Annotated in this window: 18 protein-coding genes; 14 read left to right on the forward strand and 4 right to left on the reverse strand. The window is 72.7% G+C overall.

Going from position 1 to position 23,927, the window contains the following annotated elements; all coding sequences use genetic code 11:
• Nucleotides 1-177: 177 nt before the first annotated feature.
• The 3 genes from ABZ621_RS02060 (at nt 178) to ABZ621_RS02070 (ending at nt 4,463) form a co-directional block, all read left to right on the forward strand.
• Nucleotides 178-2,190 (forward strand): ABC transporter ATP-binding protein, encoded by a 2,013-nt coding sequence (locus ABZ621_RS02060; protein ID WP_360599685.1) that lies wholly within the window; start codon nt 178-180, stop codon nt 2,188-2,190.
• A 156-nt stretch (nt 2,191-2,346) separates the two neighbouring features.
• The gene (locus ABZ621_RS02065) at nt 2,347-3,162 is read left to right on the forward strand and encodes an alpha/beta fold hydrolase (RefSeq protein WP_360599687.1); all 816 of its coding nucleotides are present in this window, start codon (nt 2,347-2,349) and stop codon (nt 3,160-3,162) included.
• A gap of 134 nt (nt 3,163-3,296) precedes the next feature.
• Nucleotides 3,297-4,463: an esterase-like activity of phytase family protein gene (locus ABZ621_RS02070; protein ID WP_360599689.1), complete on the forward strand. Its 1,167-nt coding sequence runs from the start codon at nt 3,297-3,299 to the stop codon at nt 4,461-4,463.
• A gap of 69 nt (nt 4,464-4,532) precedes the next feature.
• On the opposite strand, the gene ABZ621_RS02075 is transcribed toward ABZ621_RS02070, so the two are convergent.
• The 3 genes from ABZ621_RS02075 to ABZ621_RS02085 all read right to left on the reverse strand — a co-directional run bounded on the left by ABZ621_RS02075 (nt 4,533) and on the right by ABZ621_RS02085 (nt 9,025).
• A complete protein-coding gene (locus ABZ621_RS02075) occupies nt 4,533-7,784 on the reverse strand; it encodes a tetratricopeptide repeat protein (protein ID WP_360599691.1) in 3,252 nt (1,083 codons plus the stop codon).
• A 146-nt stretch (nt 7,785-7,930) separates the two neighbouring features.
• Complete coding sequence (locus ABZ621_RS02080; RefSeq protein ID WP_360599693.1) at nt 7,931-8,407, reverse strand: hypothetical protein; 477 nt, start codon at nt 8,405-8,407, stop codon at nt 7,931-7,933.
• Between the two features lie 135 nt (nt 8,408-8,542).
• A complete protein-coding gene (locus tag ABZ621_RS02085; protein ID WP_360599695.1) occupies nt 8,543-9,025 on the reverse strand; it encodes a MarR family winged helix-turn-helix transcriptional regulator in 483 nt (160 codons plus the stop codon).
• A 102-nt stretch (nt 9,026-9,127) separates the two neighbouring features.
• On the opposite strand from ABZ621_RS02085, the gene ABZ621_RS02090 reads away from it, so the two are divergent.
• Both ABZ621_RS02090 and ABZ621_RS02095 read left to right on the forward strand, forming a co-directional pair.
• Entirely contained in the window at nt 9,128-11,242 is a 2,115-nt protein-coding gene (locus ABZ621_RS02090) for an MMPL family transporter (protein ID WP_360599697.1), read from the forward strand.
• A 110-nt stretch (nt 11,243-11,352) separates the two neighbouring features.
• A complete protein-coding gene (locus ABZ621_RS02095) occupies nt 11,353-11,790 on the forward strand; it encodes a DUF2690 domain-containing protein (protein ID WP_360599699.1) in 438 nt (145 codons plus the stop codon).
• Nucleotides 11,791-11,865: 75 nt separating this feature from the next.
• Here the strand turns inward: ABZ621_RS02095 and ABZ621_RS02100 are convergent, their stop codons facing one another.
• A complete protein-coding gene (locus ABZ621_RS02100) occupies nt 11,866-12,372 on the reverse strand; it encodes a MarR family transcriptional regulator (protein ID WP_360599701.1) in 507 nt (168 codons plus the stop codon).
• A gap of 115 nt (nt 12,373-12,487) precedes the next feature.
• Between ABZ621_RS02100 and ABZ621_RS02105 the strand changes: the two genes are divergently transcribed.
• From ABZ621_RS02105 to ABZ621_RS02145, 9 genes are all read left to right on the forward strand, one after another.
• The gene (locus tag ABZ621_RS02105; protein WP_360599703.1) at nt 12,488-13,081 is read left to right on the forward strand and encodes a malonic semialdehyde reductase; all 594 of its coding nucleotides are present in this window, start codon (nt 12,488-12,490) and stop codon (nt 13,079-13,081) included.
• Between the two features lie 127 nt (nt 13,082-13,208).
• Entirely contained in the window at nt 13,209-14,432 is a 1,224-nt protein-coding gene (locus ABZ621_RS02110; protein ID WP_360599705.1) for an MFS transporter, read from the forward strand.
• Nucleotides 14,433-14,741: 309 nt separating this feature from the next.
• Entirely contained in the window at nt 14,742-15,941 is a 1,200-nt protein-coding gene (locus ABZ621_RS02115) for a S8 family peptidase (protein WP_360599707.1), read from the forward strand.
• Between the two features lie 262 nt (nt 15,942-16,203).
• Nucleotides 16,204-17,385: an ROK family transcriptional regulator gene (locus ABZ621_RS02120; RefSeq protein ID WP_123459384.1), complete on the forward strand. Its 1,182-nt coding sequence runs from the start codon at nt 16,204-16,206 to the stop codon at nt 17,383-17,385.
• A gap of 331 nt (nt 17,386-17,716) precedes the next feature.
• Nucleotides 17,717-19,255, forward strand: a complete 1,539-nt coding sequence (locus tag ABZ621_RS02125) for a sugar ABC transporter ATP-binding protein (RefSeq protein WP_360599709.1) — start codon at nt 17,717-17,719, stop codon at nt 19,253-19,255.
• A complete protein-coding gene (locus ABZ621_RS02130; RefSeq protein ID WP_360599711.1) occupies nt 19,252-20,286 on the forward strand; it encodes an ABC transporter permease in 1,035 nt (344 codons plus the stop codon). Before ABZ621_RS02125 ends, ABZ621_RS02130 begins: the two co-directional genes overlap by 4 nt.
• A gap of 73 nt (nt 20,287-20,359) precedes the next feature.
• A complete protein-coding gene (locus ABZ621_RS02135) occupies nt 20,360-21,403 on the forward strand; it encodes a substrate-binding domain-containing protein (RefSeq protein ID WP_360599713.1) in 1,044 nt (347 codons plus the stop codon).
• Nucleotides 21,404-21,482: 79 nt separating this feature from the next.
• Nucleotides 21,483-22,715: a Gfo/Idh/MocA family oxidoreductase gene (locus ABZ621_RS02140; RefSeq protein WP_360599715.1), complete on the forward strand. Its 1,233-nt coding sequence runs from the start codon at nt 21,483-21,485 to the stop codon at nt 22,713-22,715.
• A 35-nt stretch (nt 22,716-22,750) separates the two neighbouring features.
• The gene (locus ABZ621_RS02145) at nt 22,751-23,758 is read left to right on the forward strand and encodes a sugar phosphate isomerase/epimerase family protein (RefSeq protein WP_360599717.1); all 1,008 of its coding nucleotides are present in this window, start codon (nt 22,751-22,753) and stop codon (nt 23,756-23,758) included.
• Nucleotides 23,759-23,927 lie beyond the last annotated feature (169 nt).

A 23,927-nucleotide genomic window follows, 5' to 3' on the forward strand; every position in this document is an offset into this window, starting at 1 on the left:
CCGGGATGTCGCCTCGTTGAGCCGACCGACACCCCGACCCGCAGGCATGGAGGACGTGTTGCACCCCCAGATCGTCGCTTCTCTCCTTCTCCCCGCCCCACCCGCCCGCCCGGCGACCGGCCGCTGCCGCACGGCAGCAACGGCAGCCACGGCAGCCACGGCCCCGAGGCGGTCCGCATGACCGAGCGCGCCCACTCGAAACCGGCCCCCGACAGCTCCGTCCCCCCACCGCGCACGCCGGCCCTCGGCCCGCCTCCGCCGTCGGCCGCCGCCGACGGCGACGGCACGGACATCACCGAGGGGATGGAAGAGGCCTACTGGTCCGTCCACGACGGAGCCGTGGCGACCGCGACCGTCCGGCAGATCCTCGGCGGGCTGCCCCGGACGACCCGCCGGATCGGTCTGCTCGCCTGGCGGGCGGACCCGCGTGCCACGCTGGCCGCCGTCGCCTGCCAGCTCGCCTCCGCCGCCATGACCGCCTTCGGGCTCCTCGCCTCCGTGGGCGTGCTGCAGGCGCTGTTCGCGGAGGGGCCGACCTCCGAGCGCGTCCGTGCCGCCGCCCTCCAGGTCCTCCTCGTCGCCGGTGTGCTCGCCCTGCGGGCCCTCCTGGAGGCCGGCGTCGGGATGGCCCAGGCGCGGGTCACCCCGAAGATCCGGACCGCGCTGGAGAAGGAGTTCCTCCGGCTGACGGCGCACGTACGGCTGGAGGCGGTGGAGGACGCCGACTGGCACGACGAGGTGTTCCGCGCGTACGACCGCGGCCTCTTCTACGCCCGCGAGCTCATCGGGCAAGTCGTCGCGCTCGCCTCGGCCGCGCTCGGCCTGGCCGGCACCATCGGCGTCCTCGGACTCCTGCATCCGGCCCTGCTGCCGCTGATGCTGCTGTCCGTGCTGCCCGTCGGCATCGCCGCGGTCCGCAGCGCCCGCGCCCGGTACCACTCCTTCAAGCGGTGGAACGCCCTGCAGCGCCGCGTCCGCGTCTTCACCTGGCTGCTGCTCGACCAGGACGCCGCCGCCGAGGTGCGCTCCGACACCGTGCAGGCGGCGCTGCTGGAAGAGCACGACCGGCTGATCACCCGCATCGCCGAGGAGGACACGCGCCTGCGGGCGCAGGCGGCCTGGCTGCACCTGACGGGCCGAGGCGTCGGCGGACTGGGCACCGCGGTCACGTACGGCGCGCTCACCGCCATGCTGATCGCCGGCTGGCTCCCCCTCGCCGCCGGCGCGAGCGCCGTCCTGGCCGTGCAGAGCGGTCAGGCCGCGCTGACCCGGCTCGTCGACGTGGCCCACCTGGTGTACGAGCACGCCCTGTGGGTCGCGGACCTCGACGCCGTACTCGAACGCTGCCGCGGCCTGCAGATGCGCGGCGGCACCCTCCGGGCTCCCGGGCGCGTGGCGGCGATCGAGCTGGACGACGTGTCGTTCACGTACGCGGGGAAGCCCGAACCCGCCCTCACCGGAGTGTCGATGACACTCAGGGCGGGGGAGACGGTCGCCTTCGTCGGGTCCAACGGCGGCGGCAAGACCACGGCCTCCAAGCTCCTCGCCGGACTCCACGAGGCGCAGGGCGGCACGATCCGCTGGGACGGCGTCGACGTACGGACCATGGACGCCCGGTCGCTCCAGCGGCAGGTCGCCTTCGTCCTCCAGGAGCCCGTACGGTTCCCCTTCAGCGCCCTGGCCAACATCACCGCCTCCACCGGAAGCCTCACCGAGGCCGACCCGGACCGCGCCCTGGCCGCCGCACGCGCCTCCGGCGCCGACCAGGTCATCGCCCGCCTGCCCGAACAGTGGAGCACGCTGCTCTCCAAGCGGTTCCGCGGCGGCCAGGACCTCTCCGGCGGCCAGTGGGCCAAGATGGCCGTGGCCCGGGGCCTGTACAACGACGCCCCGCTGCTCCTCCTCGACGAACCGACCGCGAGCATGGACCCGCCGTCCGAGCACGCGGTGTACGAGGCGGTCCTGCGCGGTCGCCTGCGCGAGGACCAGATCACCGTCCTCATCTCCCACCGCCTCGCCAGCGTCGTCGACTGCGACCGGATCTACGTCTTCGACGCCGGCAGGGTCGTGGAGGAGGGCACCCACGCCGAACTCATGGCGCACGACGGCCTCTACGCCCACATGTTCACCCTCCAGGCCGCCGCCTACCAGGCTTCCGGCGCGCCTGACACCGACGCCGCGCCCCACTAGGAACCGACGGCACACGGCAGGGGAGCCGACCGGTCTCGACACCCGAGGCCGGCCGGCTCCGCCGCCCGGAAGCCAGACGGAGCAGGGCGAGGCCGCGTCCGCCGTCCCGCGAAACGCCGCCGCACGTCGGGCGATCACGCGGCTAGGGTGCCTGGCATGGACACCGTAACCCTGCGTGGCGTCACCCTCCACTACGGCGACTTCGGGCCGTCGGCCGGACTGCCGGTCCTGCTGATCCACGGTCACCCCTTCGACCGCACCCTGTGGGCGCCCCAGGTCACGGCGCTGACCGAAGCCGGTTACCGGGTCGTCACCCCCGATCTGCGCGGCTACGGCGGCAGCGGCGTCACCCCCGGGCAGGTGCTCCTCGCCGACTTCGCCGATGACCTCGCCGCGCTCCTCGACCACCTGGGCATCGAGCGGGCGGTGGTCGGCGGCGTCTCCATGGGCGGTCAGATCGCCATGGAGTTCCACCACCGTCACCCGCGACGCGTACGGGCCCTCGTCCTGTCCGACACCTCGGCCCCCGCCGAGACCGCCGCGGGCAAGGACGTCCGCAACCGGCTCGCCGACCGGCTCCTCGCCGAAGGGATGGGCGGCTACGCGGACGAGGTGATCGACAAGATGCTCGCCGCGTACAACGTGACCGCGATGCCGAGGGTCGCCGAGCACGTCCTGGCGATGATGCGCGCCACCGACCCGCGGGGCGCCGCCGCGGCGCTGCGCGGCCGGGCCGAACGCCGCGACTACCGTGACACGCTGCCCGCCGTCCGCGAACCGGTGCTGATCATCGTCGGAGCGGACGACGTCTACACCCCCGTCACGGCCGCCGAGACGATCCGCGACCTCGTTCCCCAGGCCGTCCTGACGGTCGTCGACGGCGCCGGCCACCTCCCGGGCGCCGAGCGGCCCGACCGCTTCAACGCGGCGATGCTGGACTTCCTCGACACACAGGTGAAGGCCCGGGACTGAACCGCGCCCGCTCGGCGACGCACTCCGCGCAGTGCCCGTTCGCGGCCGTTCCCGGACGATCACCGAACCGATGTCCGGGAGACCTACCCGATTGGGCGACTGTGCTTCGGCCCGCCAGAGGCCAAGATCAACTGGTGAGTTCTTCCCTGACGCGCCGAGCGTGCGCCGTAGCCCTGCTCCTGACCTCGACCCTGGCCCCCGCCGTGGCCGCCGCCGCCCAACCCGGCGACCCCGGCAAGGGGTTGGGGCGGGCCGTGCAGGCCCGCCTGCTCGGCGAAAAGACCGTTCCCCACAAGCTGGCCTTCAAGGACACCACGGTCGGTGGCCTCTCCGGCATCGACCGCAACCCCTGCACCGGCGAGTACGTGTTCATCAGCGACGACCGTTCGTACCTCCAGCCCGCCCGCTTCTACACGGCGAAGCTGGACGTGGACGCCGGCGGTGTGCACGCCGTCGACTTCACCAACACCCACCCCTTCCGCCAGCCCGACGGTTCGGTCTACCCGGCCCCGACCGTGGGCGACGGCAAGGCCGTCGATCCCGAGGAGATCAGGGTCGACCCGCGCGGCTGCGACTACTGGTGGGCGCAGGAGGGCGACCGGCCCAAGGCGGTCGGCCCGCTGGTCGTCCAGCCGTCCATCCAGTACGCCTCCGCCACCGGCGACTACACCGGGCAGCTGCGGCTGCCGGCGAACTACGAGATCACGATGGAGGAGCGTGGCCCGCGCCGGAACCAGGCGATCGAGGCGATCACCTTCGGTTCCCAGGGCAGGGTGGTGACCAGCGCGGTCGAGGGCCCGCTCCTCCAGGACGGCCCGGAGCCGGACCTGGAGAACGGCGCGCTGGTCCGCGTCACGCAGCAGAACCGTGGGGGGAGGGTGCTCGGGCAGTTCGCCTACCCGCTGGAGAAGATCTTCGCCGAGAGCGACCCGAACAGCCCCTGGGGCCCGGACACCGGCGTTCCCTCCATCCTGGCCTTCCCGGACCAGCCCGACCGCTACCTCGTGCTCGAACGCACCTGGGTCGCCGGCGCGGGCTACAAGATCCGCCTCTTCGACGCCACCACGCGCGGGGCGACCGACGTGCGCGCGATGGACTCGCTGGCCGGGCAGACCGTGACGCCGATGCGCAAGAGGCTCGTCGCGGACTTCGACACCCTCGGCCTCTCCGCCATCGACAACACCGAGGGCATGACGTGGGGCCCGGAACTGCCCTCCGGCGAGCGCCTGCTGATCCTCGTCAGCGACGACAACTTCGCCGAGGACGCCATCACCCAGGTCGTGGCGCTCGGCCTCCGCTGACACGACGAAGGGTGCCCGGTCGGGCGGAGATCCCGGACCGGGCACCCTTCGTCATCCGGGCGCCCGGGGTCACGCGGTGCCGGAGGACGCCGCGCGGCCGGAGCGCTCTGCCTTCTCGTACCGCTCCAGCATCGTGTGGTACGTCGTGGAGGGGAGGTCGGGGCCGCCGCGGCGCAGGGCGTCCCGGAAGGCTTCGGTGGCCTCGGTGAGGTAATGGGCGGGGCCCAGGACACGTACGCAGTCGTCGAGGAGCGCGGAGAAGGCGCCGAGGCCGTCGGCCGGGGCCCGGTCGCGTCGGACCCGCACCTCGGCCAGGCAGCCGCGGGTCACGAGGGCGATGAGGTGGTCGGGGCCACCGATGCGCAGCGCCACCGGCAGCAGGTCCTCGTACACGGCGGCCGACCCGGTGAAGTCCCCGCTGTCCGCGAGCACCTTGGCGTAGGTGGCGCGGACGGGCAGGAGCTCGACGTGGTCGGGCGGCATGAGCCGCTCGTAGTGGAGGAGCAGTGCGCGGCACTCCTCGACGGCTCCGGCCGGGTCGCCCGCATCGGCCCGGCATTCGAGGAGTTGGGTACGGACTTCGAGGGTGCGGGGATGGTCGGGGCCCAAGGCGCGCGTATGGTCCGCGAGCAGCTCTTGGTAGACCGGGATCATCGCGTCCGCCTCCGCGTCGTCGGCGCGGCGCCCGGCGAGCGCGGTGCGCAGCCGGAGGGTGTCCGGGTGGTCCGGGCCCAGCACGTGGCCGTGCACGGTGATCAGGTCCTCGTACGTCGTGAGGGCCGCGGCGGTCTCTCCGCTCTCGTGCAGCTTGTCGGCGAGCAGCTCACGGGCGTGCAGGGTCTCCGGGTGGTGCGGGCCCAGGACCCGGGCCATGTCGTCCTGGAGTGCGCGCAGGTCGGCGACCGCCTGGGCGTGGCGGCCCGCCTCGCCGCGCCAGTCGGCGAGTTGCGCGCGGGTCGTCAGCGTCAGGGGATGCTCGGGGCCCAGGGCCCGTCGGCAGTCGGCGAGGAGCATGGCGAACGCCTCGGCTGTCCGGCCCGGGTCGCCGATCACGCCCTCGATGGCGAGGAGGTTGCCGCGGAGGAAGAGCACCTGGGGGTGGTCGGATCCCCAGACGGGACTGAGGGCGGCGATCATCTCCGCCCAGGCTTCGGCCGCGGTGACCGGATCGCTCTCCGCCAGACCGTGCTGCCACAGCCGGAGCAGGCCGCGGTGACCGATGACGAACGGATGGTCGGGCCCGAACGTCCGCTCCAGCAGGCGGGCGGACTCGTCGATGCCGACCGGCGCGGCGTTCGCGTCTCCCGCCTTGTCGCGCATCAGCCCCAGCGAGAAGCGGGCGTTGGCGACGTCGATGTGGTCGGAGCCGAGGACCCGCACGGCATCGTCGATCATCTCCGACAGCTCGGCGGCGGCCCCGGGCGCGTCTCCTGCGGCGGCACGCCAGTCGGCCAGCTCGTGCCGCACCACCAGGGTGCGGTGGTCGTCGCGCCCGAAGGCCGCCAGGTGCTCGTCCAGCAGCTCGCCGAGCCGGTCGCGGGCTCCGGCGGGATCGCCCGCCCCGCCCCGCAGGCGCGCGAGCGCCCTGCGTACGTCGAGGGTCGTGTCGTCCAGGGGCCCGAGGTGCGTCCGGCAGTCGTCGAGCAGCAGCTCGTACCGGGCGGTGGAGACCGCCACGTCTCCCATCTCGCCGTACAGGGCGGCGATCCGGGCACGGACCGCGAGGGTGCGGTGGTGGTGCGGGCCATGGACGCGCCGGTGGTCGAGGAGCAGCCCCTCGTAGTCGGCCAGCGCGCCGGCCAGGTCGCCCCCGATGGTCCGGGTCCCGGCGAGATCGTCGCGGGCGCGGAAGGTGAAGGAGTCGTCCTGCCCGACGAGTCGTGCGCAGTCCGCGGCGAGTTCCGTGTACGCCGCCACGGCCTCCGCGGGGCTCGCGGTGACCTTCAGGAAGACGAGGGCGTTGCTGCGGCAGGCGAGGGTGCGGCGTGAGTCGGCGCCGTACTTCCGGGTCGAGATCGCCGCGAGGTGCCGGTAGTGGTCGTCGGAGGCCTGGTACAGGCCCGCGTGGGCGAGGCTCTGGCCCAGGCGGAGCAGGACCTGGTGCACATCGGTGTCCGACCACAGCAGGTGCTCGTCATGGGACCGCAGGGCCTCGGTGTTGGCGCGAAGCCGCTGGCCGACGGCGAAGTCGCGTTCCGTCTCCGGCCACGCGTCGAGCAGGGCGTCGGCCGCCACCCGTACGGTGTGGGCGAGCACGTCCGGCGGCAGGTCCTCCCGCACGGTGCGCTGCACCAGCCCGTGGATCCGGACGGGCTGGCCCGGCGCGTAGGTGACCAGGCTGAGCCGGTGCAGGGCGCGCAGCGCGCCCTCGGCGTCCTCGGCCGTGGCGTGGACGGGCGGCCGCGCGTCCTGGGTGTGGTGGCGGGTGAGGTGGGCGAGGACGGGCCGGCTGGTGAGGACGTCGGCGGGGATGCCGTTGGGGTCGAGCATCGCGGCGAGGCGGAGCATGGGGCGGGCCAGACCGGCGGGGCGCAGCCGGTCGGCGTGCTCGATGGACAGGGACCAGGCGGCCGTCACCGTCACGGCCTGGTCGTCGGGCAGGGCGCCGGGCTCGGGCAGCAGGTCCGCCAGTCTTCGGAGCCGGTCGTCCAGCAGCCCGCGGTAGCGGGCGCAGGTGACGTCGGTGTCGACGATGTACGCGGCGGCCTGCGCCAGGGCGAGCGGGAGGTGGCCCAGGTCGGCGGCGAGGCCGGCGATCTGATCGGGCGGCTCGTGACGGTCGTGCGCGGCGAGTACGGCGGTGAGATAGACGGCCGCGTCCTCGGGAGTGAACAGGCCCACGGTCACCTGGCGACGGCCCGCCCCGGTCAGGGCGGCCTCGCGGCGACGCGTGGTGACCAGGACACGGCCGTGCGGGCTGGCGGGCGGCCACCAGCCCCGCAGGTCGGCCGGATCCACGACGTTGTCCAGGACGACCAGCCACCGGCACGGCTTCTGGCCGGACTTCGGCTCCAGCCAGGCCAGGAACGCCCGCGCGCACTGCTCGGGGTCGCCGGGGTCGGCGGCGACCACCTCCGCACCGGCCTGGGCGTACCCGGCGGTGATCGCCGAGCGGCTGCTCGCGCTGATCCACACCAGGACGTCGACCCCGCCGCCCTCCCAGGCGGTCCGGGCGTAGTCGGCGGCCAGCTGCGTCTTGCCCACCCCGCCGGTGCCGGTCAGGACCTGGCCGATCACCGCGGTACCCCCGCTGCCGACCGCCGCCCGCAGCGCGTCGACCTCGGCCCGGTGCTGGAACGAGAGGGCGCGGGGCGGGATCACGCCCACCTGGTGTGGCCAGGCGGCCGGTGCGCGGGGCGCGGCGTGGTGGTGGACCTGTCCGACGTGGCCGAAGGCGCTGCCGCCGTGGTCGGCGAAGACGCCGCCGACGTGGTGGGCCGGCGCGGCCGCGTCGGGACCGGGTGCGCTCAGTCCTGATGCGAACCCGGCTGCGAAGGGTTTCCCAGCGTCACGTTCCCCATGACCAGGGCGGCGGCGGACGAGTGGTCGGCCTGGACGATGACGTTCCCGCCCACGGCCACCCCGCCCTGCCCGGCGGACGCGCCGTCGCCGGGGGAGGTCTGCCGCGTCCGCAGGGCGGTCAGCTCGTCCACGATCGCGGCCCGCTCGGTGTCCTCCAGGCTTTCGAGCAGAGCCTGGATCCGGCCCTGCCACGCCGCCTCCTGACGGATGCGCACCCGCTCGACCTCGGCCGGCGGCGCCGCCTCCAGCTCGCCCGCGGTGCTGTCGAGGCGCTCCAGCTCGGCGTGCTCACGTTCCGGGTTCCCCCGGCCGAACCAACGTGCCACCTGCCGGCGCATCCCTGTCCACGCGTCCGTGCCCGCGGCCTGCACCACCGCGGTGCCACCCGCCGCGGCCAGCGCCGTCATCGCCTCAGCAAGCATCCTCGCCCTTCCCTGAACGACCAGTCCGGACCGCGGCACGCGGTACGCGATGCCCTCGGCCCCTCACTCCATCAGATCCGCGTCGTCGCTGTCCCCGGTTCCGGCAAGAGACCGCCTTGCCTCCTGCCGGGTCTCTCACTGCTCGCGTTCCGCGGCGAGTTCGGTGTTGAGCGTCTGGAGGAAGGCGGCGATCGTCGTGAGTTCGGCGGGGGTGAACTTGCCGCGCGCGGTCTCGGTGGCCCGTGCCAGGGGGCTGAAGTACTGGCGCGCCAGAGCGCGGGCCTCGGGGTTGTAGACGACGTGGACGACCCTGCGGTCCGCGCTGTCGCGCTCGCGGCTGATGTGCCCCGAGCGTTCCAGCCGGTCGAGGCAGGCGGTGACGGCCCCGGACGTCAGGCCCAGTTCTTCCCTCAGGCGCGTGGGGGTGACGGGCGCTTCGGCGCCGGCGGAGGAATCCATGATGACGGAGAGGGCGTGGATGTCCGTGGCGTGCAGCCCGTTCTCGTGGGCGAAGTCCAGGGTGCTCCGGTTCAGCTCCCGGTTGAGCGTGCGCAGCAGGACGGCGTACGCGAACAGGTCGCTGGGCTGGTCGGCGGCGTCTGGCGAAGGTGGCTGCATAGGTCGAGTATAAGATTACTCAACCATTGAGATACATTCTCGTTGAGATAACTTGACCGACCCTCCTCTGTCCCGCCCTCCGTTAGGGAGTCGATGAACAGCGTGCGCCGACCAGTCCGCTGGCTGGTCCCCCTCGTCCTCGTGGTCGTCTGGCTGGGCCTCGGAGGAGCCTTCGGCTCCTACGCGGGCAAGCTCGGCGAGGTCTCCACGAACGACCAGGCGGCCTTCCTGCCGCAGAACGCCGAGTCCACGAAGGTGATCACGCAGCAGAAGGCCTTCAGCCGGCAGGAGATCCCCGTCATCGTCGTCTGGACCGCGCTCGACGGTGCCGACGTATCGGAGGCCCAGCGGCAGGCGGCCACCGCCGCCCTGCGGTCGCTGGCGGACACCGAAGGTGTCGTCGGGGCGCCCTCGCCGGCCTTCCGTTCCGAGGACGGGAAGGCCCTGCAGGGCGTCGTGCCCCTCGCGCCCGACCTGGGGGAACGGCTCGAAGAGGTGCTCGGCGAGGTCGAGCGCGCGGCGGCCGAGGTGCCGGACGCCCGAGCGCAACTCGCCGGGCCCGCCGCGACCCAGGCGGATCTGGGCGAGGCGTTCGCGGGAATCGACGGGCTTCTGCTCGGCGTGGCGCTGGCCGCCGTCCTCCTCATCCTGCTGCTCGTCTACCGCAGCGTCCTGCTGCCCTTCCTGATCATCATCAGCGCGGTCTTCGCGCTCGGAGTCGCCGGCGCGATCGTGTACGTCCTCGCCGACAACGGCGTCGTACGCGTCGACGGCCAGGTCCAGGGCATCCTGTCCATCCTGGTCATCGGCGCCGCCACCGACTACGCGCTGCTCCTCACCGCCCGCTTCCGGGAGGAGATCGCCGCCGGCGGTGACCGCGTCACCGCCGCGTGGGCCGCCACCCGGGGCTCCTTTGGCGCGGTCACCGCCAGCGCCGCGACCGTCGCCCTGGGCCTCCTGGCCCTCCTCCTCAGCGATCTGACCAACAACAAGGCGCTCGGGCCCGTCGGGGCGATCGGCGTCGTCTGCGCCGTCCTCACGACACTCACGTTCCTGCCCGCCGTCCTGGCCCTCATGGGCAGGACGGCGTTCTGGCCGGCCAAGCCGAAGTCGGCCGACGCCGAGACGGGCGGGCACGGCATCTGGCGGCGCGTCGCCCACGGGGTCGACACCCGCCCCCGACGGCTGTGGATCGTCACCACCGGCGTCCTCCTGGCCGGCGCGGCGTTCTTCCCCGCTCTGCAGTCGAAGGGCGTGCCGCTCGACGAACTCTTCGTCAACGACGCCCCGTCCGTCGCCGCCCAGCAGACCCTGGGCCGGCACTTCCCCGGCGGCTCCGGCCAGCCCGCGGTCATCATCACCGAAGCTGTGAGCCGGGACGCGGTGCGCCAGGCCGCGGCCGCGACACCCGGAGTGGCCGACGCACAGGTGACCACCCGTACCCCCGGCGGGCCGCCGCTGGTCGTCGACGGCAAGGTCCGCATCGACGCCACCCTGGCCGATGCCCCCGACAGTGACGCGGCCAAGCGGACCGTCCAGGACCTGCGCGAGCGCGTACACGCCGCCGACGCCGAGGCCCTGGTCGGCGGCTACACGGCACAGCAGTACGACACGCAGCGCACCGCGGAGCACGACAAGAACCTGATCATCCCGGTCGTCCTCGCCATCATCCTCGTCATCCTGATCGTCCTCCTCCGTTCCCTGCTCCTGCCCCTGCTCCTCGTCGCCACCGTCGGTCTGAACTACCTGGCGACGCTGGGCATCGCGGGTCTGGTCTTCGAGCACGGCTTCGGCTTCTCCGGAACGGACGCCTCCGTGCCCCTGTACGGATTCGTCTTCCTGGTGGCCCTCGGGGTGGACTACAACATCTTCCTGATGTCCCGGGTGCGCGAGGAGACCCTGCGGCTGGGTACCCGGCAGGGCATGCTGCGCGGGCTGATCGCCACCGGCGGTGTGATCACCTCGGCGGGAGTGGTTCTCGCGGCGACCTTCGCGGCGCTCATCGTCATCCCGCTCGCCTTCCTGGCGCAGATCGCCTTCATCGTCGCCTTCGGCGTCCTCCTCGACACGATCGTGGTGCGGTCGCTCCTGGTGCCCGCCCTGGTGCGCGACATCGGCCCGAAGGTCTGGTGGCCCAGCGCGCTCGCCCGGGAGGACGCCCCGGGGACGGGGCACGGAGGTGTGAAATCCCTGGCCGGGACTCACTCTCCGGAGTGATCCGCGGACCCGTGGGCTTGTGACCGGCCTGTCACGATCGCTATCAAGATCACATCAGATGCGCCGATCACCCGTTTTGTGCGCATTCCCCCGTGTCGAAAGGCTCCTTCATGGCCGCTCGCCGATCCCTGCTGTCGACCCTCGGCTCCGTCGCGCTCGCCTCGGCGCTGCTCCTCGCCCCCGCGCTGTCCGCGGAGGCGGTGGCACCCGCCGCGTGCAAGGGCAGCGCCTGTACCGGGAAGAACCCTCAGCAGGAGGGGTGCGGCTCCGGCGCCACCGTGCTCAAGCGGATCAAGCCGGCCGGCGGCGGTCCGGAGGTCCAGCTGCGGACGTCCACGCGCTGCAGCGCGTCGTGGGCTCGCATCCAGAAGGCGAACGGCAACTGGCGCTTCAAGATCGAGATCAGGGGCGGAAGGTCGTACGTGGCCAACGCCTCGCCCTCCTACGAGGCGTACACGCAGATGGTCGGTTCCAGCAACGCCTACCGGGCCTGCGTCGAGGAGTACGACGGGCAGGGCGGAAGCTGGACCTGCACCCGCTGGTACTGAGTCACCTGCGCGGCCGGCCCCGTGGTCGTCGCGGTTCCCGGCGAGTGCCGGCCGACCGCGACGACCGGGCGGGGGCTACTCGATGGCGGTGTCGCCGAGGGCCTCCAGCACCTGGCGCAGGCCGTCGCCGGTCCTCCCGACGAGGTCGCGGTCGACGTCGGCGAGGAGCCGGCTGTAGTTGGCGAGGTGGTCGGCGAAGGCGGCGCGGGTGACGTCGTGGCCGTGGTCGGTGAGGCGGATCCTGACCGTGCGCCGGTCGCCGTCGTCGCGGATCCGCTCGACGAGGCCCTTGGCCTCCATCCGGTCGATGCGGTTGGTGATCGCGCCGGACGTCACCATGGCGGCCTTGAGCAGGGCGCCGGCGGTGAGGGCGTAGGGCGGGCCCGAGCGCTGGAGCGTGGTGAGCACGTCGAACTCGCCGTACTCCACGCCGTGAGCGGCCGCCGCCGCCTTGGCGGACTTCTCGACGACCCGGTACAGGCGCTGGACGCGGGCGAACAACTCCACCGGCCACAGGTCTTCTTCCACGTCGGGGCGCTCCTCGGCCCACTGGCGGATGATCGCGTCCACGGCGTCGCTCATCGACACACTCCTCTCAACGGACATCTTCTCAACGTTAAGAAGCTTGACGTTGAGTGAGTCGGGCTGTTTTTATCTCAACGTTGAGATTATCAAGGCTGACTGACAGGAGTGCGCCGTGTCCGTTCTCGTTCTCGACTCCGCCGCCCAGGACCTCCTCTTCCGCGAGGCCCGCACCGCCAACACGTTCACCGACGAGCCGGTGACCGACGAGCAGGTCCAGGCGATCTACGACCTGGTGAAGTTCGGCCCCACCGCCTTCAACCAGACCCCGCTGCGCATCACCCTGGTCCGCTCCGAGGAGGCCCGCGAGCGCCTCGTGAAGCACATGGCCGAGGGCAACCAGGCCAAGACCCGCACGGCCCCGCTCGTCGCGATCCTCTCCGCCGACAACGAGTTCCACGAGGAACTCCCCGAGCTGCTCCCGCACTTCCCGCAGGCCAAGGACATGTTCTTCGCCGAGCGCCCGGTCCGCGAGGGCTCCGCGCTGCTGAACGCCGCCCTCCAGGCCGCGTACTTCATCGTCGGCGTCCGCGCCGCCGGCCTCGCCGCCGGCCCGATGACCGGCCTGGACTTCGCCGGCCTCCAGAAGGACTTCCTGGATGCCGACCACACCCCGCTCATGGTCGTCAACATCGGCAAGCCCGGCGAGGACGCCTGGTATCCGCGCTCCCCGCGCCTGGCCTACGACGACGTCATCACCACCGTCTGAGCCCGACCACCGCGGACGACGTCATCACCACCGTCTGAGCCCGACCACCGCGTACGGCGAAGCCCCCGGCCGCCCGCCGTCCCGCGCATCGTCCCCGCCCACGCCCGCCCCTGCCATGGAGTCCGCCGTGTCCCTGCTCGACCGCACCCGGCCGCGCCCCCTCACTGCCCCGCCCTCCGAGCCGCGCCCCATAGCCGCCCTCTGGCTCGCGTTACTCGCCACCCCGCTCGCCGCCGGCGCCAACAGCCCGGTCCTGATCCTCGACGACATCGCCGGCTCGTTCGGCGCCCCCACCGCCACGGCGACCTGGCTCGTCACGGTGTTCGCCTGGGCCATCGCCGTCGGCACCCCTCTGATGGCCGGACTGCTGCGCCGCCGAGGCCTGCGGGCGGTCCTCCGGCTCAGCGCGACCCTGGTCGTGGCCGGCACCGTGGTCGTCGCCGCGCCCTGGCTGCCGCTGGCCATGACCGGGCGCGCGGCACAGGCGGTGGGCGGCGCCGGCCTGGTCACCGCTGCGATGAGCCTGGCCGGCACCGTCCGCCGGATGGGTGTCATCACGGCGGGATTCGGCGTGCTCGGCGCGGTCGGTCCCCTGCTCGGCTCGGTGCTCGCGGACGCCGTTTCCTGGCGGCTCTCCCTCGCTGTCGGAGCGGTCGCGCTCCTCGCCCTCCCGGCCGTCGCCCGCCGCGCCGACCTGGACCCGCCCCGGGAGGGAACCCCGTTCGACGGCCGGGGGGCCGCCCTGCTCGTGCTGCTGGCCACGTCCCTCGTCCTCCTGCCCCGCTTCCCGCTCCCCGCCGCGACCGCCGCGCTCGCCGTGGGCGTGCTGCTCGCGCTGCACATCCGGGCCCGCCCCTCCGGCTTCGTCCCGCTGTCCCTGCTGCGCACCAGGACGTTCCTCCTGTCCACCCTGCTCGCCTGCGCCTTCGCGACCTCGTACTTCACCCTCCTGTTCGCCGTTCCGCAGCTGCTGCGCGACCGCACGGACTGGTCGGCCTCCGCGATCGGCGTCGGCCAACTGGGCGCCCTGCTCGCCGGTTCCGTCCTCTCCCTGACGCTGGCCGTCGTCGCGCGGAGGCTCGGTCACACCCGCGTCCTGGCCGTCCTGCTCACCGCCGGAGCCCTGGCCCCGCTCCTCGCCCTGCTGACCCCCTGGCCGGCGCTCCTCCTGCCCGTCGCGACCCTGGCCGTGTTCACGACCAGCGCGGGCCAGGCCACCCTGGCCGTGCTCGCCGTCCAGAGCGCACCCGCACCCCAACGCCCCACGGCACTCGGCCTGTTCAACCTGGGCTACCAGCTCGGCGGAGCGTTCGGGCCCGCGATCGCGGCCTTGACCGTCCTGGGTGCCTGAACCCCCCGACCTCCTGGGCGCCTGAACTCCCCATCGTCCTGGGGGCCTGAACACCGCGCCCGTCGAACAGCCTCCCGCGCGGCACCGGCCCGCGCGGGAGGCCGGCGCGGGTCCGCGGGATGTGCGCGTCCCGCAGGGGAGTGCGGTGGAAGGCATGAATGTCGTGGAGGGGATGCGGAGGCGGTTTTAAGAAACCTTGTTGAATAACGTCTCGTCACCGACGAGACTTGATTTGCTCCTGCCAAGCCGCACAAGGTTCTCTCGAACGTTTGACGCCCCACACGTCAACACGAGGAGAGAACTCCCTTCATGGCAACTCACAAGCGATCCCGCGGCCTTCGCAACGCAGCCATAGCCACAGGTGTGGCGGGCTCCGTCGCCGCGGCGCTCTTCGCCGCCAACCTCGCCGGCGCGTCCGCCCCCGCCGAGGGAACCGTGCACGGACTCGGCGCGCCCGGCGCCGTCGACGGCAGCTTCGTCGTCATCCTCGACGCATCCGCGAACAAGGAAGCGCTGGCGAAGAAGTACGGTGGCACGCTCGACCGTGCCTACGGCTCGGAGGTCAACGGCTTCTCCGCCTCCGGCCTGACGGTCCAGGAGGCGAAGCGGCTCGCGGCCGACCCCGCCGTCGGAACGGTCGTCCAGAACAAGCGCTTCACCATCAACGAGACCCAGGAGAAGCCCCCGTCCTGGGGCCTCGACCGGATCGACCAGGCCGACACCGCCGGCGACGAGAAGTACACGTACCCCGACGGCGGAGGGGAGGGCGTGACGGCGTACGTCATCGACACCGGGGTCCGGGTCTCGCACCAGGACTTCGGTGGCCGGGCGACCCACGGCTTCGACGCCGTCGACAACGACGACTCGGCCGACGACGGCAACGGGCACGGCACCCACGTCGCCGGAACCATCGCCGGCACCTCCCACGGCGTCGCCAAGAAGGCCAAGATCGTGGCCGTCCGCGTCCTGGACGACAACGGCTCCGGCACCACCGAGCAGGTCGTCGCCGGCATCGACTGGGTGACGAAGAACCACACCGGGCCCTCCGTCGCCAACATGAGCCTCGGCGGCGGCGCCGACGAGGCGCTCGACGCGGCGGTCCAGCGCGCCATCGCCGCCGGCATCACCTTCGCCGTCGCCGCGGGCAACGAGTCCTCCGACGCCGGCCAGGGCTCCCCGTCCAGGGTCCCCGAAGCCCTCACCGTCGCGTCCAGCACCAAGGACGACGAGCAGTCGGACTTCTCGAACTTCGGCGCGGTGGTGGACATCTACGCTCCCGGCTCCGAGATCACCTCGGCGTGGAACGGCGGCGACACCGAGGTCAAGACGATCTCCGGTACGTCCATGGCCGCACCCCACGTCGCCGGTGCCGCCGCCCTGTACCTGGCCGCCCATCCGGCGGCGACCCCGGCCGACACGGCCGCGGCCCTCACCGGAGCGGCGACGGCGGACGCCATCAAGAACCCCTCCGCCGGCACGGCCAACAAGCTTCTGAAGATCGCCCCCTGATCCACCCCGCTCCGGCTCCCGCCGCGTGACGGCCCCCCTTCTCCGGAAGGGGGGCCGTTCCGTCGTCTCCATGGCAACCGGGCCCGCGGCGACGGGTCTTTGTCCCGGGAGTGGAAGAAGTCACGACCGTTTCCTGCTCAAGTAGTTCCCAGCTCGGTGGAGCGCTGCTACGTTCCTCTCGAAAGCCCGACGGATCGGCCGCCGCGGACAGGCAATCGGGCCCCCAGCCGGAGGTGGGGGAGAGGAGGGATTCGTGAGACGGATGACTGCTCGACCCGCGAACGTGCACCAGGCGCGACTGCTGCGCCTCCTGCGCGACGGAGGCCCCAACTCCCGTGCGCAGCTGGGCGATCTGGTGGACCTGTCCCGTTCCAAGCTCGCGGTCGAGGTGGACCGTCTCCTTGAGACGGGGCTCGTCGTCGCGGACGGGCTCGCCGCCTCGCGCGGCGGACGCCGCTCGCACAACCTCCGGCTCGCCCCGGCGCTCCGCTTCCTCGGCGTCGACATCGGGGCCACCTCGATCGACGTCGCCGTCACCAACGCCGAGCTGGAGGTCCTGGGTCACCTGAACCAGCCCGTGGACGTCCGCGAAGGGCCCGTCGCCGTCTTCGAACGGGTCCTCGCCATGGCGGACAAGCTGAAGGCCTCGGGGGTCGCGGAGGGGTTCGACGGCGCCGGCATCGGAGTCCCCGGTCCGGTCCGCTTCCCCGAGGGCGTGCCCGTCGCCCCGCCGATCATGCCCGGCTGGGACGGTTTCCCCGTCCGCGAGGCCCTCAGCCAGGACCTCGGCTGCCCGGTGATGGTCGACAACGACGTGAACCTCATGGCGATGGGGGAGCAGCACGCCGGAGTCGCCCGCTCCGTCGGCGACTACCTCTGCGTCAAGATCGGTACCGGCATCGGCTGCGGCATCGTGATCGGCGGCCAGGTCTACCGCGGTACGACGGGCAGTGCCGGCGACATCGGGCACATCCAGGTCCAGCCGGACGGACGGGCCTGCGCCTGCGGCAACCTGGGTTGTCTGGAAGCGCACTTCAGCGGCGCGGCGCTGGCCCGCGACGCGGAGGACGCGGCGCGCTCGGGCCGTTCGGCGCAGCTCGCCGCGCGGCTGGAGGCGGCCGGGGAGCTCACCGCCGCGGACGTCTCGGCCGCCGCGGCGGCCGGGGACACCGTGGCCCTGGAGCTGATCCGCGAGGGCGGACAGCGCCTCGGCCAGGTCATCGCCGGGCTCGTCAGCTTCTTCAACCCGGGACTCGTCGTCATCGGCGGCGGTGTCACCGGGCTCGGCCACACCCTGCTGGCCAGCGTCCGTACCCAGGTCTACCGCCAGTCGCTGCCGCTCGCGACCGGCAACCTCCCCATCGTCCTAGGGGAGTTGGGGCCCACCGCCGGAGTGATCGGCGCGGCCCGTCTCATCAGCGATCACGTCTTCTCGCCGGCCTGACCCCGGCCGGGCGCTCGCCGCCCGGCCCACCACTCCTCCGGCCGCGGTACCCCGCACGCCGAAGCACGTACCCCTCACGGCACCGGAGCACCTCGGTACTACTCCGGCACCGCGTCACCCAGCCGCTACCCCCGCCAGAAGCAGCGTCACCGCACCACCGCACCACGCAACGGTCCCGTGGCTGTCAGCCATGCCCGCTCACCCCGCACGCGCCGGTACGTCCGAGGCCGCGGGCCCCTGAGCCCTTCGCCCGTTCCCTCCCGCCTCACGCCGCTCACCGTGCCCCGCTTCGCCCTGCCCGCTCACGGCCGCATCCGCCGAGGGGATCCCCATGGCAACACGCCCACCGCTGCTCACGATGAACCGCATCACCAAATCGTTCCCCGGCGTCCGCGCCCTGGACGGCGTGGACCTCGAAGTCCACGCCGGCGAGGTCCACTGCCTCCTCGGCCAGAACGGCGCCGGCAAGTCCACCCTCATCAAGGTCCTCGCCGGAGCCCACCAGCCCGACGACGGCGAGATCGCCTGGGGCGGCGAGCCGGTCTCCTTGACCTCGCCGATCGCGGCCATGCGGCTCGGGATCGCCACCATCTACCAGGAGCTGGACCTGGTCGGCGGGCTCTCCGTCGCCGAGAACGTCTTCCTGGGGAACGAGCCGACCTCCGCCGGGTTCGTCGTGCGCGGCGCCCGGGCCCGCGCTGCCGCCGGGCGGCTCCTGGAGCGCCTCGGGCACCCGGAGATCGATCCGGGCCGGCTCGTCGGCGAGCTGTCCGCCGCCCAGCAGCAGATCGTCTCCATGGCCCGGGCCCTCTCCCACGAGGTGCGGCTGATCGTCATGGACGAGCCGTCCGCCGCGCTCGACCCCGACGAGGTCGACAACCTCTTCCGCATCGTCGCCGAACTCACCGCGGACGGCGTCGCCGTCGTGTACATCTCCCACCGGCTGGAGGAGATCCGCCGCATCGGCGACCGGGTCACCGTCCTGAAGGACGGCCGCTCCGTCGCCGGGGGCCTGCCCGCGGACACCACCCCGACCCGCGACATCGTCTCCCTGATGACCGGCCGGAACGTGGAGCACGTCTTCCCGGAGCGCCCCGACCCCTCCGGACGCCCCGACGGCACGGCCGCCGCCCGCGACCCCGTCCTCACGGTCGAGGGCCTCACCCGGGGCGGCGAGTTCGCCCCCCTCGACCTCGCACTGCGGCCCGGCGAGATCGTCGGCCTCGCCGGGCTCGTCGGCTCCGGCCGCAGCGAGATCCTGGAGACGATCTACGGGGCGCGCAAGCCCGACGCGGGCCGTGTCCTCGTCGATGGTGTCCCGCTGCGCCCGGGCAGCGTCCGCTCCGCCGTCCGGGCCGGGATCGGACTGGCCCCCGAGGAACGCAAGGCGCAGGCCCTGCTGATGCTGGAGTCCGTCGGCAGCAACGTCTCGGTCTCCACCCTCTCCCGCTACGCCCGCGCGGGCTGGCTCGACCGGCGCGCCGAGCGCGCCGCGGCGCACCGGGCGGTGCGCGAGCTGTCGCTGCGGCCCGACGACCCGGACGCGGCGATCAGGACGCTGTCCGGCGGCAACCAGCAGAAGGCCGTACTCGCGCGCTGGCTGCTGCGCGGCTGCAAGGTGCTGCTCCTCGACGAGCCGACCCGGGGCGTCGACATCGGCGCCCGGGCGGAGCTCTACGCCGTGATCCGCCGGCTGGCCGACGAAGGACTGGCGGTGCTGCTCGTCTCCAGCGAGGTTCCCGAGGTCCTCGGGCTCGCCGACCGCGTGCTGGTGCTCCGCGAGGGCTCCGTCGTGCACACGGCACCGGCCCGGGAGCTCGACGAGCACCGCGTACTCGATCTCGTGATGGAAGGGAACCCGACGCCATGACGCAGCCGGCCTCCGCCGCGCGGAAGGACGCGCCGACGTCCGCCGCCACCTCCGACACCGGCAGGAGGGGAACCCGCCGACCGGCGCTGATGCGGTGGGACGTGCGCAGCCTGTCGCTGCTCGGCGTCCTGATCGCCCTCGTCGCCGTCGGCGGCATCACCCAGCCCGACTCCTTCCTCGCCACCAGCAACCTCCAGCTCGTCCTGACCCAGGCCTCCGTCATCGGCGTCGTCACCGTCGGCATGACGTTCGTCATCACCAGCGGCGGCATCGACCTGTCGGTCGGCGCGATCGTGGCTCTCGCCTCCGTGTGGGCGACGACCGTCGCCACCCAGGAGTTCGGCTTCGCGGGCATCCTCTTCACCGCGGTGCTCGTCGGCGTCGGCTGCGGCCTCGTGAACGGGCTGCTGATCGCGTACGGCGGCATGGTGCCGTTCATCGCCACCCTGGCCATGCTGGCCTCCGCCCGGGGTCTCGCCCTCCAGATCACGGACGGCAGGACCCAGATGGTGACCGTGACCGACGTCCTGGACCTCGGCGTCAAGGACGCCTACGTCCTCGGCGTCCCGCCCCTGGTCCTCGTCTTCGCCGCCGTGACCGTCATCGGATGGCTGCTGCTCAACCGGACCACGTTCGGCCGCCGCACCGTCGCCGTCGGCGGCAACGCGGAAGCGGCCCGGCTCGCCGGCATCGACGTGCGCCGCCAGCGCCTCTACCTGTACCTGCTGTCCGGCCTGTGCTGCGGGATCGCCGCGTTCATGCTGATCGTCCTCGCCGGATCGGGCCAGAACACCAACGGCAACCTGTACGAACTCGACGCCATCGCCGCGGCCATCATCGGCGGCACCCTCCTCAGCGGCGGACGCGGCACCATCGTCGGCTCCGTCCTCGGCGTCCTGATCTTCACCACCATCACCAACATCTTCGCCCTCAACAACCTGGAGACGGCGGTCCAGCAGATCGCCAAGGGCGCGATCATCGTCGCCGCCGTCCTCGTCCAGCGCCGCACCCTGCGCGGCGGCGACGCCTGACCGCCGTCCCGCCCCCTCTCGACCCCACTCCCGCCGACCCGCCCCGCCCGTCCAGCCGAAGGGTTGATCCGCCATGTCCCGAACCGCCCCCAGCCGCAGAGGACTTCTGTTCGGCACCGCCGCCGTCTCCGCCGGAGCCCTGCTGACCGCCTGCACCAGCAACGAGCCCAAGCAGCAGGAACAGCCGGCCGGCAACACCCCGGCCGCCGCCGACAAGCCCGGCAAGCCCGTCACCATCGGCTTCGCCGGACCCCAGGCCGACCACGGCTGGCTCAACGCCATCAACCAGAACGCCAAGTCCCGCGCCGCGACCTACTCCGACGTCACCCTGGAGATCACCGAGGGCTCCAACGACACCGCCGCCCAGATCGGCCAGGTGCAGACCCTCATCAACAAGAAGGTCGACGTCCTCGTCATCCTGCCCGCCGACGGCAAGGCGCTCACCCAGGTCGGCCTCCAGGCGATGCGGGCCGGCATCCCCGTCGTCAACCTCGACCGCGTCTTCGCCTCCCCGCAGGCCTACCGCTGCTGGATCGGCGGCGACAACTACGGCATGGGCCTCAACGCCGGCACCTACATCGGCGAGCAGCTCAAGGACAAGCCGAACGCCAAGGTCGTCGAACTCGCCGGCCTGGACAACCTCGAACTCACCCGGCAGCGCACCCAGGGCTTCGACGACGCCCTGAAGAACTACCCCAACATCACCAAGGTCGCCCGCCAGGCCGCCGACTTCACCGTCGAGTCCGGCCAGGCCAAGATGGCCCAACTCCTGCAGGCACAGCCCGCCTTCGACGCCCTGTGGAACCACGACGACGACCAGGGCGTCGGCGCGCTCCGCGCCATCGCACAGGCCGGCCGCGACGACTTCCTGATGGTGGGCGGCGCCGGGGCCAAGTCCGCGATGGACGCCATCAAGGCCGGCACCGGCGTCCTCAAGGCCACCGTCCTCTACCCGCCGACGATGGCCGCCTCCGCCATCGACCTGGCCCGCGCGCTCGGCCAGGGCAAGGGCGTGGGCGGTCTCGCGGAGCTGGAGATCCCGTCCTCGCTGACGCTCTACTCCGCCGTCGTCACCAAGGAGAACGTCGACGACTACCTGCCCACCGGCTTCAACTGACCGGAACCGGGCTCCCGGGGGGACGCCCGGCCTCGCAGCACACCGACGAGACAGTGACTCTCCGACCAGGAGGAACCGTATGGAACAGCGGGACAGTGACGCGACCGCGCCGCCCGGGATCGGCGTCGGCATGGTGGGGTACGCGTTCATGGGCGCCGCGCACTCACAGGGCTGGCGCAATGTGAGCCGGGTGTTCGACCTGCCGCTGCGGCCCGTCCTCGCGGCGATCGCGGGCCGGGACGGGGGCGCGGTCCGGGACGCCGCCCGACGGCACGGCTGGGCGGCGGCGGAGACGGACTGGCGCGCCCTGATCGCCCGGGACGACGTGCAGCTCGTCGACATCTGCACCCCGGGGGACAGCCATGCGGAGATCGCGATCGCGGCGCTGGAGGCCGGCAAGCACGTCCTGTGCGAGAAGCCGCTCGCGAACTCGGTGGCCGAGGCCGAGGCCATGACCCTCGCCGCCGAGGCCGCCCGCGCCCGCGGCCAGGTGGCGATGGTCGGCTTCAACTACCGGCGCGTGCCCGCCCTTTCGTACGCGCGCCGCCTCATCGCCGAGGGCCGGATCGGCACCCTGCGGCACGTCCGGGTGAGCTACCTCCAGGACTGGCTCGTCGATCCCGACTTCCCGCTGACCTGGCGGCTGGAACGCGAGCACGCCGGATCGGGGGCGCTCGGCGACCTCGGGGCCCACATCGTCGACCTCGCCCAGTACCTGGCCGGGGAGCCGATCGTCGGGGTGTCCGCCCAGACGGAGACCTTCGTACGGGAACGGCCCCTGCCCGCCACCGCGGCGGCAGGCCTCGCCGCGCCGTCCGGGCGGACCACCGCCGGCGCCCCACGCGGGCCGGTGACCGTCGACGACGCGGCCGTCTTCACCGGACGGCTCGCCTCGGGGGCGCTCGCCGCCTTCGAGGCCAGCCGGATGGCCGCCGGCCGCAAGAACCAGCTCCGGCTGGAGATCAACGGCGAGCGGGGCTCGCTCGCCTTCGACCTGGAGCGGCTCAACGAGCTCTCCTTCCACGACCACCGCGAACCCGCCGCCACCTCGGGCTTCCGGCGGATCCTCGTCACCGAGGCCGAACACCCCTACCTGGAGGCGTGGTGGCCGCCCGGCCACACCCTCGGCTACGAGCACACCTTCACCCACCAGGCCCGCGACCTGCTCGTCGCGATCGGCGGCGGCACCGACCCGTCGCCGTCCTTCGCCGACGGACTGCGGGTGCAGCGGGTGCTGGCCGCGGTCGAGGAGAGCGCCCGGAAGAACGCCGTCTACACACCCGTCGAGGAAGTGCCGGCCGAGGCCCGGTAGGGGAACCGGCCCGCACACCGCCGTTTGGAGGCTTCATGCCGCGTCCGTTCACGCTGTTCACCGGCCAGTGGGCCGACCTGCCGCTGGAGGAGGTCTGCCGGCTCGCCCGCGACTTCGGCTACGACGGCCTCGAACTCGCCTGCTGGGGCGATCACTTCGAGGTCGACAAGGCCCTCGCCGATCCGTCGTACCTGGCGGGCCGGCACGCCCTGCTCGACAAGTACGGCCTCACGTGCTGGGCGATCTCGAACCACTTGGTGGGCCAGGCGGTCTGCGACCATCCGATCGACGAACGCCATCAGGGCATCCTGCCCGCCCGGATCTGGGGCGACGGCGAACCCGAGGCCGTGCGGCGGCGGGCCGCCGCCGAGCTGCGGGACACCGCGCGCGCCGCGGCCGCCTTCGGCGTCGACACCGTCGTCGGCTTCACCGGCTCCTCCATCTGGCACCTGGTGGCCATGTTCCCGCCCGTGCCGGAACGGATGATCGAGCGCGGGTACGAGGACTTCGCCGAGCGGTGGAACCCCGTCCTCGACGTCTTCGACGCCGAGGGGGTCCGTTTCGCCCACGAGGTCCACCCCGGGGAGATCGCCTACGACTACTGGACGACGCGCCGCGCCCTGGAGGCGGTGGACCACCGTCCGGCCTTCGGGCTCAACTTCGACCCCAGCCACTTCGTCTGGCAGGACCTCGACCCGGTCGGCTTCCTGTACGACTTCCGGGACCGGATCTACCACGTCGACTGCAAGGAGGCGCGCAAGCGCCTCGACGGGCGCAACGGCCGGCTCGGCTCCCACCTGCCGTGGGGCGACCCGCGCCGCGGCTGGGACTTCGTCTCCGCCGGACACGGGGACGTGCCCTGGGAAGACGTCTTCCGCATGCTGCGGTCGATCGGCTACCAGGGCCCCGTGTCCGTCGAGTGGGAGGACGCCGGGATGGACCGGCTCACCGGCGCGCCCGAGGCGCTGGCCCATCTGAAGCGGTTCGACTTCGACCCGCCGGCCGCGTCGTTCGACGCGGCGTTCTCCGGCGGCGACCGGTAGGACCGCAGGTCAGGCCCGGTGGCGAGGGGCGCCACCGGGCGGTCCGGCCTGCCCGCGCACGTCTTTGTCCTGACGCGGGAGAAAGTTCGTCCTCATGGCTGCACAAGGGCTTTCCGTCAGGGACGAACGGGGCTACGGTCCCCTCACATCACCACCACCACGGCCCCTG

The sequence above is a fragment of the Streptomyces sp. NPDC007863 genome (assembly GCF_040633895.1).
In the GTDB taxonomy this organism is placed as follows: domain Bacteria; phylum Actinomycetota; class Actinomycetes; order Streptomycetales; family Streptomycetaceae; genus Streptomyces.

Bases quoted from the DNA above. Each gene is read 5' to 3' on its own strand.
- ABZ621_RS02060 (WP_360599685.1), top strand. From the start codon at position 178: ATGACCGAGCGCGCCCACTCGAAACCGGCCCCCGACAGCTCCGTCCCC.
- ABZ621_RS02100 (WP_360599701.1), bottom strand. From the start codon at position 12,372: ATGAGCGACGCCGTGGACGCGATCATCCGCCAGTGGGCCGAGGAGCGC.
- ABZ621_RS02140 (WP_360599715.1), top strand. From the start codon at position 21,483: ATGGAACAGCGGGACAGTGACGCGACCGCGCCGCCCGGGATCGGCGTC.
- ABZ621_RS02065 (WP_360599687.1), top strand. From the start codon at position 2,347: ATGGACACCGTAACCCTGCGTGGCGTCACCCTCCACTACGGCGACTTC.
- ABZ621_RS02125 (WP_360599709.1), top strand. From the start codon at position 17,717: ATGGCAACACGCCCACCGCTGCTCACGATGAACCGCATCACCAAATCG.
- ABZ621_RS02120 (WP_123459384.1), top strand. From the start codon at position 16,204: ATGACTGCTCGACCCGCGAACGTGCACCAGGCGCGACTGCTGCGCCTC.
- ABZ621_RS02135 (WP_360599713.1), top strand. From the start codon at position 20,360: ATGTCCCGAACCGCCCCCAGCCGCAGAGGACTTCTGTTCGGCACCGCC.
- ABZ621_RS02080 (WP_360599693.1), bottom strand. From the start codon at position 8,407: ATGCTTGCTGAGGCGATGACGGCGCTGGCCGCGGCGGGTGGCACCGCG.
- ABZ621_RS02115 (WP_360599707.1), top strand. From the start codon at position 14,742: ATGGCAACTCACAAGCGATCCCGCGGCCTTCGCAACGCAGCCATAGCC.
- ABZ621_RS02130 (WP_360599711.1), top strand. From the start codon at position 19,252: ATGACGCAGCCGGCCTCCGCCGCGCGGAAGGACGCGCCGACGTCCGCC.
- ABZ621_RS02145 (WP_360599717.1), top strand. From the start codon at position 22,751: ATGCCGCGTCCGTTCACGCTGTTCACCGGCCAGTGGGCCGACCTGCCG.
- ABZ621_RS02095 (WP_360599699.1), top strand. From the start codon at position 11,353: ATGGCCGCTCGCCGATCCCTGCTGTCGACCCTCGGCTCCGTCGCGCTC.
- ABZ621_RS02085 (WP_360599695.1), bottom strand. From the start codon at position 9,025: ATGCAGCCACCTTCGCCAGACGCCGCCGACCAGCCCAGCGACCTGTTC.